Source organism: Streptomyces sp. N35 (genome assembly GCF_016464295.1).
Classification (GTDB): Bacteria; Actinomycetota; Actinomycetes; order Streptomycetales; family Streptomycetaceae; genus Streptomyces.
Genome location: NZ_JAEIMH010000036.1, coordinates 34,316 through 44,772, shown reverse-complemented (window position 1 = coordinate 44,772; position 10,457 = coordinate 34,316). Strand labels below are relative to the sequence as shown.

Below are 10,457 nucleotides of genomic sequence, written 5' to 3'. Positions count from 1 at the left end.
GGGGCCCTTCCCCCACCCCCCCCGCGGGGGGGCGGCGCCCCCCTGGCGGCCGGGGGCCGCGGACAGAACCTTGTCCTCGACCGCGAGGACGTCCGCGTAGGCGCTGCTCTTCTCCAGCTCGCGCCAGGCGGAACGTTCCTCGCCGCGCAGATCCTGGACGGTGGAGCCGAGGAGCGTACGGCGGGTCTCGACGGCGCCGATGAAGGTCTGCAGCCGTGCGCCTTCGAGGGTCTTGGCCAGCTGGGCGGTGGAGAGCAGCGCGTCCTCGCGGGCGAGCATCTCGCCGGCCCGGGAGAATTCAAGGACCACGCGTGCGTCGGAGCCGACTTCGGCGTCCTGGACGCCGGTCAGCGCACCGCCGACGGTGAACGCCTTCCCGATGGTCTCGGTGTACTTGTCGTACGCCTCGTCCCAACCCGTGCGCCGGTCAAGGATGTCGGTGCGCAGGCCGGCGAGCTCGTCCGCGCCGTCCACGAAGACGCCGAGCCGCTCGGCGACGCCCGAGGGGAAGTCCGCGCCGTCGGCGACCGTGTGGTCCTTGCCGAGGCGGAGCTTGCCGAGTGCCTTGTCGGTCTGCTCGGCCTGGCCCCGCAGTTCGTCGGCCCGCGAGGTGTCCGGGCGGGCCGCGTAGGCGACGGCGGCGGCGCGTTCATCCTGGAGCTCGGCGACGGCGGCGGCCACGGGGGTACGGACCTGCTCGTCGACTCGCTGCAGCTGGCTGAGCCGGCTGACGTCCTGGGCCGTGGTCACGGTGGCGTACGCCCACAGGGCGATCAGGGAGACGACCGGGACCATGAGGAGGCAGACGATCTTCGCCCTGACCCGCCGTGGTCGCAGCTGCCAGATGGGGCCGCGCTCGGGCGGCTCGGGTATGTGGCCGTGTGCGGGGGGCCCTCCGGAAGCCTGTGCGTGGGGGGGCGGCCCCGCGGGGGCGCGGCGGCCGCGCGCCGGGGGCGCGGTCGTCGCGTCGGGGCCGGTACGGGCCGGGGAGCCTGGGGTGTTGCGGGATGTACGCATGGCCTCCTCGCTCTGGATCAGGGGCGGTGCGGTGCAGCCGGGCCGGTCGGCGGGCGACCCGGCCGCACCGCTAGGGAAGGGCGCTCTCCAGCGGCCGCTGGGCCGAGGCGGAGGCCTCGCGCTCGGTGGCGGTCGGGGAGAGCGCGACAAAGGCTGAGGTCAGGAACAGATAGGAGCCGAGGCCAACGGCCAGGGGGAAGATGAACTGCATGGTCGTGGCCCCGGACAGTTCGGCGGTTCCGGGCGTGACGTCGACGCTGACGGCCATCATGCCGGTGTAGTGCATGCTCGTGACCGCGGCTCCCATCACCAGGGAGGCGACGGCCACGGCGACGGGCGCCTTGATGTTGAGTGCCGCCCACAGGGCGGCCGTCGCGGCGGCCACCGCGATGAGAACGGAGAGGCCGACCATGGCGGGGTCGTAGTGCACCTCGCCGTGCAGCCGGAGGGCGGCCATGCCGAGGTAGTGCATGCTCGCCACCCCGACTCCCGTGGTCAGGCCGCCGAGGAAGAGCGCTCGGCCCTTGTTCTTGCTGTAGCCGACAGCGAAGACACCCACCCCGACGACGACCATGGCGACGACGAGGCTGACGACGGTCAGCGGCACGTTGTAGCGGATCTCCGTGCCGGTGACGCTGAAGCCGAACATCGCCACGAAGTGCATCGTCCAGATGCCGGTGCCGATCGCGGAGGCGCCGGTGATGAGCCAGTTGCGCCGCGACCTTCCGGTGGCCGTGAGGGCGCGCACGGTGCAGCGCAGTCCGAGTGCGGCGCCGATGCAGGCCATCACATACGACAGTGCGGGTGTAAGCCAGCCGAAGGCGGCGTGGTCCAGGTGTCCCATGCCTCCGGGACGCTAGTCGTGGAGGAGGCGTGAAGAGGGGGCGCACTTCGAAAGGTGGCTGAATATGACAGAGAGATGTGCAAGAACGATCGTCACGCGCTCGAACATGCGCACCGCACGGACGTACGGAACCTGAATCCGTTCCGTGCGGAAGTTCGAGCAGTTCGGGCCATCGCACCTCCGGGTGAGGGATCATGGACCGTATGAGCAACGACCCCAGGGACGTACAGGAGTTCTTCACCGCCCGCGCGGCCGACTGGGACTCCCGCTTTCCCGACGACGGTCCCGCGTACGCGCAAGGGGTCGCGGCGATCGGGCTGCGGCGCGGGGACAAGGTCCTCGACGCGGGCTGCGGCACCGGACGCGCCCTCCCGGTGCTGCGCGCGGCGGTGGGGTCCGAGGGCACCGTAATCGGCGCCGATCTCACCCCCGCCATGCTGCGGGAGGCGCTGCGGGCCGGACGGGGCGCGGACGGCGGACTGCTGCTCGCCGATGTCGCACGGCTGCCGCTGCGCGACGGCGCACTGGACGCGGTGTTCGGCGCGGGCCTGATCTCGCATCTGCCCGAACCCGCCGCGAATCTGCGCGAGTTGGCCCGGGTGGTACGTCCCGGTGGCCGCCTCGCACTCTTCCACCCCATCGGCCGCAGGGCCCTCGCGGCACGTCACGGACGCCAGGTCACCCCCGACGACCTGCGGGCCGAGCCCAATCTGCGGCCGCTGCTCGCCGGTTCGGGGTGGCGGATGATCTCGTACGTGGACGAGGACGTACAGTTTCTCGCTCTTGCCGTACGAGAGGTCTGAGCAACTGCTTCTGGATACGGCACACTTGAAAGATCGACCCGCGGAACCGACCTGAAGCGGGGCCGAGCCGTACAGGGGGAAGGTGATCGCTTATGTCGGAGCGTCATCCGGTGCTGCGCAGAATCGGCAGGCTGTTCCAGCCGGACGGCCGTGAGCCCGGCGAGACGGAGCCGCCGTCCGCCACGGGGAAGGCCGTGCCGCGGCAGGCGGCCGGCTCGGAACACCGCACGCACAACATCTTCGAGGCGGCTGCGGCCTATGTGACCGCGTCCATCGACGACGACCAGGAACAGCAGGACGAAGCGGCCGGCTGGGTCCAGCCCGAGGCCCTGTACTTCGGCATCAACGAGCTCGCCTGCCGCGCCGTGATCGCGCTGGCCCGCGAGCGCGACGAGTCGCCGCGCGACGTGGCCCGTACCCTGCTCGGTCTGCCGGCCGTCTGACCTGCCCGCCCCCTCCACGTCGGCGTATCCGCGCACGTCCGTGCGGTTCAAGGTCGCCCAGACCTCGACTAGTCGGTTACCGACTGGTTAGGGTGCGCCGACGAAGTTTGCGAAAGGGGAGGGCACTGCCATGGCCGGGAGCGATGCGGACGTCGCCGTCGACGACGACGCGCTGTATGTGCTGACCGCGGTGCTGCTGACACCCGCGAAGTTCCCGAGCGTGCTCGGTGACGACTACCCGGAGGCCTGTGCGGCGCTCGGCCTGGTGCCGATCGTCGACGGGTACGGCCTCGTGCTCGGACAGGACTCGACGGGTGCCCGCTGGACCGTGGTGACCGACGATGTGTCCCTGGTGGCGGTCGCCATCGCCTCCTGGGACTGCGGCATGGAGTACGAACTGTCGCCGGACGACAGCACGGTGGTCAGCGCGCTGCCCGGCTGGCCGCTCGCGGTGGCCGTGGCGGCGCCCGGCATCCCCGCGCCGCACGACCCGGAGCCCGACCCCGACGATCCGCACGTCCTGGTCCTCTCGCCGCCGGACACCACCACCTGGGGGCCGGCTCAACGGCGGCTCGGCGCGGATGAGATCGCGCTGCAGTGGGCGATGTGGCGGGCGCAGATCGACGATGATGCGTTCGTGACGGGCGGGGAGGGGTCCGGGTCCGGGGAGGAGTCCGGGTCCGGGGCGGGTTCCGACTCGGCCGGTGAGGGTGAGGCCGCTGAGGGGCCGGAGAGACCGGGAGCGTCGGAGGACGTCGAAAGCAGCGGGACGGCGGCGGCCGAGGGGACAGTGTCCGATGCCTACGCTGGCACCGACACCGACGCTGACTCCGACCGGAACTCTGGGGGCGCCGCGGACGCCGCCGGGACGGATGCCCCGAGCGACCGGGCCGACAGCGCAAACGATTCCGCAGCCGACGCGGAGACCACTCAAGCAACCACTGAAGCGACCGCTGAAGAGTCGGCTGATTCGGACACCGCGGAAAACCAGACCGCCGACGAGAACGCGGCGCCGGACGAGGCTCACGCGCCGACCCGGGTCGGCGCCCCCGAGGACACCACCGGCCGGCCCGATACGCCCTCCGAGGGCACCGCCGACCAGCCGGGTACGGCCCCCGAAGCCACCGCCGACCAGCCCGATCCCGCCGGACCCGGGACCGCCGCCTCCGGCAGTGCCATCCGCCGCGTCCTCGCCGAGGTGCGTGCCTACATCGACACTCCCCCGCCGCTCGGCCGCGTGCGCTCCGCCTTCGCCACGGGCGAGGCGCGGACCCTGCGGGCCGACGGTCCTGGCTGGTCGATGGTGGCCCGTACCGACGACATCGCCTTCGTCCTGCTCGACGAGGAGCCCGGCGAAGTGCTGCCGGTGGGCCGGGGGCCCGAACTCCCGGGGCTGCTCGAGGCCTTGGACAAGATGGCGGTACGCCCGTCCTGACCCGCGCCCCGGACGGTCAGGCGGCCCCCGAGCCCCCGCACGGCCGAGGGCGCGGACCTCGACGGCCCGCGCCCCGCTCCCGCATCCGTATCCGTATCCGATTCAAGAAGCAGCGCTCAGCGCCCCAGTTCCTTGCGTGACACCCGCCGCAGCCGGCGCCGCTGTGATTCATCGAGGGTCAGATAGGCCGCCGTCGGCACCCCGAGGATGATCAGCATCGCTGCCCACCAGGGCAGCCAGATCATCAGGATGAGCCCGGCCGCCACACCACCCGCGGCGATTTTCGCGTTCCTGGACATCAGTGTCGCCTCCTTCGCGGCCGCAGCCGCTCTCTGCAAGGGAGAACGGGCCCGCCGCCGCCCTGGTTCCAGTCTGGACCCTGACGCGACCCTGAGGTCCGTCCCGGAGAAGTCCCCTACTCGACGCGCAAGGGCTCACCGACCTCCCGCAGATGCCCCAGCGCCTGGCGGTACGAGTCGACGGCGCCGGTCTCCGCGTAGGGGATGCCCACGTCGCGGCAGTGGGCGCGCACCAGGGGCTGGGCCAGGCGCAGGTGCGGGCGCGGCATGTTGGGGAACAGGTGGCTCGATCTGGTAGTTGAGGCCGCCGAGCAGCCAGTCCGTGACGGGGCCGCCGCGGATGTTGCGCGAGGTGAGCACCTGGCGGTGCAGATGGCCCCAGCGTTCGGTGGTGCTGTCGGGCATCGGCATGCCCTTGTGGTTGGGCGCGAAGGCAAGGCCCAGGTGCAGGCCGAAGAACGCCTGGTGGAGCAAGGCGAACAGGAGGGCCTTGCCGGGCGTCAGGACGGTCAGGAGCAGGGTCGCGTACGCGACGAGGTGGACGAGCAGGAGCAGGCCCTCCACGGTGCGTTCGCGCGGGGACTGGCGGCGCAGGTCCTTGATGCCCTGGATCTTGAGGTTGATGCCTTCGAGCAGGCACAGCGGGAAGAACAGCCACGCCTGGTGGCGGGTGAGCCAGGCCTTGAACCCGGTGCGGCCCGCGACATGGCCGCCGGAGAAGACCAGGACGTCGGGTGCCACGTCCGGGTCCTTGTCGACGTGGTTGGGGTTGGCGTGGTGGCGGTTGTGCTTGTCGTTCCACCAGGCGGCGCTGGTGCCGACGAGCAGGTTGGCGTGGATCAGGCCGAGCACGCGGTTGACCTGGCGCTTGTCGGCGATCTGGGCGTGACCCGCGTCGTGGCCGATGAACGAGGTGCGCGCCGAGAACAGGGCGAGGGGCAGCGCGAGCAGCAGCGTCCACCAGGAGTTGCCGACGAGTGCCATGGCGGTGATGACGGAGGCGAGCGCGAGGGTGTTGACGGCGATGCTGCGGGCGTACCAGCCGGTGCGGCGCTCCAGGAGGCCCTGCCCTTTGACGGTGCGCAGGAGTGGCGCGAACTCGCTGCCGCGGGGTGCGGCGGCGGGGCGCTCTCGTACGGGTGCGGCGGTCGTCATGGCAGGTCTCCGGTCTCTTCTACGATCGGTCTGACCTGCTTAAACGTAGGTTTCGGCTACCCATGGCGACCATGGCGCCACCACCCGTGTACGCAGGGGTGGTGGCCTCCGGCGGACCTGGGGCCACCACCAGTGGCAGGTGGACTCGGCGACACCCTTGGGCGTCGACTGTGAGGGGCGTCACGCCTTCGGACCTCTGATACGGGCCGGGCTTCAGGTACCCTCGGCCGCTCGGTCTCTAGTCAAACTTGAGGAATCAGCCATCGCTGTGCACAGGTCCGTCCCGCTCACCGCTGCCGAAGTGCTTCAACTCACCCGGTGCGCCGTGGTGTTCCTGCCCGCCACACCTGCCCGCACCAGCCGGTTCGCGTTCTGGAGCGAGGAGGGCGACGCCCTCGACGGCGCGGCCGGCGAGCTGACCGTCGCGCTGCCGGGCGACGCGGGCGGCGTGGAGCGGGTCCAGGTCCCCGCGCGCATCCTGACCGTGCGCGAGGCGCTGCCCGTCCTGGCCCGTGCACGCGTCGAGGATGCGGCGCATCCCGCCGCGGCGTTCTGGGGCGCGGCCACGCTGTTCGCACTCCAACTGACCGCTCGCGGCTTGCTGTTGCCGGGGCTCACGGCGCAGGACGAGGATGCCTGGCGGGCCGGGCCCTTGACGGCCGAGGACCTGGAGCTGGTGCGCGAGCTGGCCGCCGCGATGCCGCCGCAGGCGCATGCCGCGCCGCTGCCGTCGGATGATGAACTCCTGCTGCCCGAGCCGGAGTTGCTCGTACGGCAGTTCCTGGACGCCGTGGCCGACAGTCTGCCCCGCTCCCCCGCCGCCCACCTGGCCGCGGGTCAGCCGGCCTATGCCGTGGACGAGCCGCAGCGGCTGCCGGAACAGCGCGACTGGGCGGCGGATGTGGCCGCGGGCCATGACGCCGGGGTGCGCCTGTCCCTGCGGATCGAGGTGCCCGGGCTCCAGGAAATCGAGGTACCCGGACTCCAGGAAACCGAGGGTCCCGGACTCCAGGAATCCAAGGTGCCCGGGCTCCAGGAAGGCGCCGCCCGCTTCCGCGCCGTACTGCAGATGCACAGCGCCGCCAACCCGACCGCCGTCGCGGGCGCCGCTGACGTCTGGGCCGAATCGGGCGCCGCCGCGGGCGCGGTCGGGCCGCGCAGCCGGCTGGTCGCGCTGCTCGCGCTGCGCCGGGCGGCCCGCGCCTGGGCGCCGTTGACCCCGCTCCTGACGGCCGCCGTGCCCGACGCCGTCGAACTCGCCGACGAGGAGATCGCCGAGCTGCTCGGTGAGGCCTCGCGCACCCTCGCCGGCGCCGGTGTCGAGGTGCACTGGCCGCGCGAGCTCGCCCGCAAGCTGACCGCGCGCGCGGTGGTCGGACCGCCGGATGACGGGCAGTCCAGCGACGGCGCCCCGTCGATGCTCGCGCCCGACGCGCTGCTCGCGTTCAACTGGCGCTTCGCGCTGGGCGACCAGGAGCTGACCCGCGCCGAACTCGACGCGCTCGCCGAAGCGCACCGGCGGCTGATCCGGCTGCGCGACCAATGGGTCCTGATCGACCCCGAGGAAGCCCGCCGCGCCCGCGCCCACGAGGACCGCAAGGTCACCCCGGTCGATGCCCTCGGCGCGGTGCTCACCGGGTCCACCGAGGTCGACGGCCGCCGTGTCGAGGTGACCGCGAGCGGCTGGCTGGCCGCGCTGCGCGATCGCCTGGCCGATCCCGATGCCGCCACCGATGTGGCCCAACCGGCCGCGCTCACGGCGACGTTGCGCGACTACCAGCTGCGCGGGCTCGGCTGGCTCGCGACGATGACCGAGCTCGGACTCGGCGGCTGTCTCGCCGACGACATGGGTCTCGGCAAGACCATCACCCTCATCTCGCTGCATCTGCACCGGCAGCAGACGGAGGGGACCCGCGGCCCGACGCTGGTCGTCTGCCCGACCTCTCTGATGGGCAACTGGCAGCGTGAGATCGAGAAGTTCGCGCCCGGCACGCCCGTACGGCGCTTCCACGGCCAGGCCCGCACGCTCGACGAGCCGGCCGAGGGCGAGTTCGTGCTCACCACGTACGGGACGATGCGCCTGGACTCCGGGACGCTCGCGGCCCGTACCTGGGGCATGGTCGTGGCCGACGAGGCCCAGCATGTGAAGAACCCGTACTCCGCCACCGCCAGGCAGCTGCGCACCCTGCCCGCGCAGGCACGAGTGGCGCTCACCGGCACGCCTGTCGAGAACAACCTGTCCGAGCTGTGGGCCATCCTCGACTGGACGACACCGGGCCTGCTCGGCCGGCTCGGCACCTTCCGCAGCCGCTATGCGCAGGCCGTGGAGAGCGGACAGGACCCGGCGGCGGCCGAACGGCTCGCCAAACTCGTCCGCCCGTTCCTGCTGCGGCGCCGCAAGTCGGACCCGGGCATCGCGCCCGAACTGCCGCCCAAGACCGAGACGGACCGCGCCGTTTCGCTCACCGCCGAGCAGACCGGTCTCTATGAGGCCGTGGTGCGCGAGACCCTCGCCGCCATCTCGGAGGCGGACGGGATGGAGCGCCGCGGCATGATCGTCAAGCTGCTCACCGGGCTCAAGCAGATCTGCAACCACCCGGCGCAGTACCTCAAGGAGGAGCGGCCGTCGATCACCGGCCGCTCCGGCAAGCTCGAACTCCTCGACGAACTGCTCGACACGATCCTCGCCGAGGACGCGAGCGTCCTGGTCTTCACGCAGTACGTGCAGATGGCCCGCCTGATCGAAAAGCATCTGGCGACCCGGGGCGTGCGTACCCAGTTCCTGCACGGCGGTACGCCGGTGGCCGAGCGCGAGGCCATGGTGGGCCGTTTCCAGGACGGTGAAGTCCCGGTGTTCCTGCTGTCGTTGAAGGCGGCGGGCACGGGTCTGAACCTGACCCGCGCCGAGCATGTCGTGCACTACGACCGCTGGTGGAACCCGGCGGTCGAGGCCCAGGCCACCGACCGCGCGTACCGGATCGGCCAGACCCGTCCCGTACAGGTGCACCGCCTGATCGCCGAAGGCACCATCGAGGACCGGATCGCCGCACTCCTGGAACGCAAGCAGGATCTCGCCGACTCCGTGCTCGGCTCCGGCGAGGCAGCCCTGACCGAACTCACCGATGCCGAACTGGCCGAGCTGGTCCAGCTGCGAGGAGATGCCCGATGAGTACCGGTGACGAGCGCACCTTCGAGCCCCTGCCGCCGGCCCACGGACGGGGCTTCGCCGTGACCTGGTGGGGGCAGGCCTGGCTCAAGGCCCTGGAGGACACCGCCCTGGACAACCAGCAGACCAAGGCGGGCCGCAGGCTCGCCCGGGCCGGTGCGGTCGGTGCGGTGTCCGTGCGGCCGGGCCGGATCACCGCGGTGGTGCAGGACAAGGGCCGGGCGGCCTTCCGGTCCGACGTACTCCTTCAGCAGCTGTCCGAGGACGCGTGGGACCGTTTGCTCGACATGGCGGTGGAGAGCTCCGGGCACATTGCGGCGCTGCTCGACCGCGAGATGCCGCCGCTCCTGGTCGAGGACGCGGCCGCCGCCGGGATCGAACTGCTCCCGGGGATCGGCGACTTGGAACCCGAGTGCACCTGTGAGGCCTGGGACCACTGCGGTCACACGGCCGCGCTCAGCTATCAGATGGCGCGGCTGCTCGACCAGGACCCGTTCGTCCTGCTCCTGATGCGCGGCCGTGGCGAGCGCGCCCTGCTCGACGAGCTGCAGGCGCGCAGCGTCGCACGGGCCTCGGCTGCTCCGCAGGAGAGCGACGTGCCGGCGCCCTCCCGGGGTGTACGGGCCGAAGAGGCGTACGCGATGGGGGCGATCCTGCCGCCGCTGCCCGCGCTCCCGGACCTGCCCGAGACGCCGGGGCAGCCGCCTGCGCTCGACACCGAGACGGCGCCCGCGCCCGGACTCGACGTCTCGGCCGTGGAGTTCCTGGCGCACAGCGCCACGGTTCGGGCCCACCAGGTGCTCACCGCGGCGCTGTCCGGCCGTCCTGTCCCCACGCCACTGGAGGAGAACCAGGACGCGGTACGTCTGGCCATCGGCGCACCCGCCGAGGTCCGCGCACGCCTCGCCGAGGGCACCGGGCGCAGCCGGGACGCGCTGGAACTGGCCGTACAGGCCTGGGAGTTCGGTGGTGAGGCAGCCCTCGACGTCCTGGAGAACGAGTGGACGCCGGACCCGGACGAGGCGGTGCGCGCCCGGGCCGCGCTCGACGCGGCCTGGGAGGAGGACGAACGCCCGCACCTCAAGGCGGCCCGCAACCGCTGGAGCCTCGCCGACGCCCCGGCGCAACTGCGCTACGGACGCGACGGCCGCTGGTGGCCGTACCGCAAGGAGCGCGGCCGCTGGGCTCCGGCCGGTCCTGCGGCGCAGGATCCGGCGGCGGCGTTGGCTGCTCTGGTGGGCGGCGAGCAGATCACCTAGAGGCGGGCACACGAAGTGGCCGGCGGTGGGCGGGAG

The 10,457-nt window shown here is 72.2% G+C and carries 7 protein-coding genes and 3 pseudogenes; 6 read left to right on the top strand and 4 right to left on the bottom strand.

Translation table 11 applies throughout. The features are described from left to right. Together JAO81_RS42615 and JAO81_RS20690 are read right to left on the bottom strand one after the other, a co-directional pair. Positions 1 to 1,017 (bottom strand): nitrate- and nitrite sensing domain-containing protein (locus JAO81_RS42615; RefSeq protein ID WP_233415666.1); only part of this gene is annotated, 1,017 nt, incomplete at its 3' end. A gap of 70 nt (positions 1,018 to 1,087) precedes the next feature. After that, positions 1,088 to 1,861: an MHYT domain-containing protein gene (locus tag JAO81_RS20690; protein ID WP_199549383.1), complete on the bottom strand. Its 774-nt coding sequence runs from the start codon at positions 1,859 to 1,861 to the stop codon at positions 1,088 to 1,090. 203 nt (positions 1,862 to 2,064) lie between these two features. Here JAO81_RS20690 and JAO81_RS20685 point away from each other — a divergent pair, with 203 nt between their 5' ends. The 4 genes and pseudogenes from JAO81_RS20685 to JAO81_RS44000 form a co-directional block, all read left to right on the top strand. Further along, positions 2,065 to 2,664 carry a class I SAM-dependent methyltransferase gene (locus JAO81_RS20685; protein ID WP_199549382.1) on the top strand — a complete coding sequence of 200 codons (600 nt, stop codon included), beginning with the start codon at positions 2,065 to 2,067 and terminating at the stop codon, positions 2,662 to 2,664. 92 nt (positions 2,665 to 2,756) lie between these two features. Then, positions 2,757 to 3,107, top strand: a complete 351-nt coding sequence (locus tag JAO81_RS20680; RefSeq protein ID WP_233415665.1) for a hypothetical protein — start codon at positions 2,757 to 2,759, stop codon at positions 3,105 to 3,107. 130 nt (positions 3,108 to 3,237) lie between these two features. Next, a pseudogene (locus JAO81_RS44005) lies at positions 3,238 to 3,829 on the top strand (hypothetical protein); the annotation flags it as partial. A gap of 449 nt (positions 3,830 to 4,278) precedes the next feature. Further along, positions 4,279 to 4,542, top strand: a pseudogene (locus JAO81_RS44000) (hypothetical protein); the annotation flags it as partial. A 116-nt stretch (positions 4,543 to 4,658) separates the two neighbouring features. On the opposite strand, the gene JAO81_RS20665 reads toward JAO81_RS44000, so the two are convergent. Then, the gene (locus JAO81_RS20665) at positions 4,659 to 4,841 is read right to left on the bottom strand and encodes a hypothetical protein (RefSeq protein WP_199549381.1); all 183 of its coding nucleotides are present in this window, start codon (positions 4,839 to 4,841) and stop codon (positions 4,659 to 4,661) included. Between the two features lie 116 nt (positions 4,842 to 4,957). Next, positions 4,958 to 5,996, bottom strand: a pseudogene (locus JAO81_RS20660) (fatty acid desaturase). 268 nt (positions 5,997 to 6,264) lie between these two features. Here JAO81_RS20660 and JAO81_RS20655 point away from each other — a divergent pair. Continuing rightward, positions 6,265 to 9,165, top strand: coding sequence for a DEAD/DEAH box helicase (locus JAO81_RS20655; protein WP_307813513.1), 2,901 nt, complete (start codon positions 6,265 to 6,267; stop codon positions 9,163 to 9,165). Next, the gene (locus JAO81_RS20650) at positions 9,162 to 10,421 is read left to right on the top strand and encodes an SWF or SNF family helicase (protein WP_199549380.1); all 1,260 of its coding nucleotides are present in this window, start codon (positions 9,162 to 9,164) and stop codon (positions 10,419 to 10,421) included. The genes JAO81_RS20655 and JAO81_RS20650 overlap by 4 nt, the downstream gene beginning before the upstream one ends. Positions 10,422 to 10,457 lie beyond the last annotated feature (36 nt).

Excerpts from the sequence above, each read along its gene's own strand:
- JAO81_RS20690 (WP_199549383.1), bottom strand. The coding sequence starts at position 1,861 with ATGGGACACCTGGACCACGCCGCCTTCGGCTGGCTTACACCCGCACTG.
- JAO81_RS20685 (WP_199549382.1), top strand. The coding sequence starts at position 2,065 with ATGAGCAACGACCCCAGGGACGTACAGGAGTTCTTCACCGCCCGCGCG.
- JAO81_RS20680 (WP_233415665.1), top strand. The coding sequence starts at position 2,757 with ATGTCGGAGCGTCATCCGGTGCTGCGCAGAATCGGCAGGCTGTTCCAG.
- JAO81_RS20665 (WP_199549381.1), bottom strand. The coding sequence starts at position 4,841 with ATGTCCAGGAACGCGAAAATCGCCGCGGGTGGTGTGGCGGCCGGGCTC.
- JAO81_RS20650 (WP_199549380.1), top strand. The coding sequence starts at position 9,162 with ATGAGTACCGGTGACGAGCGCACCTTCGAGCCCCTGCCGCCGGCCCAC.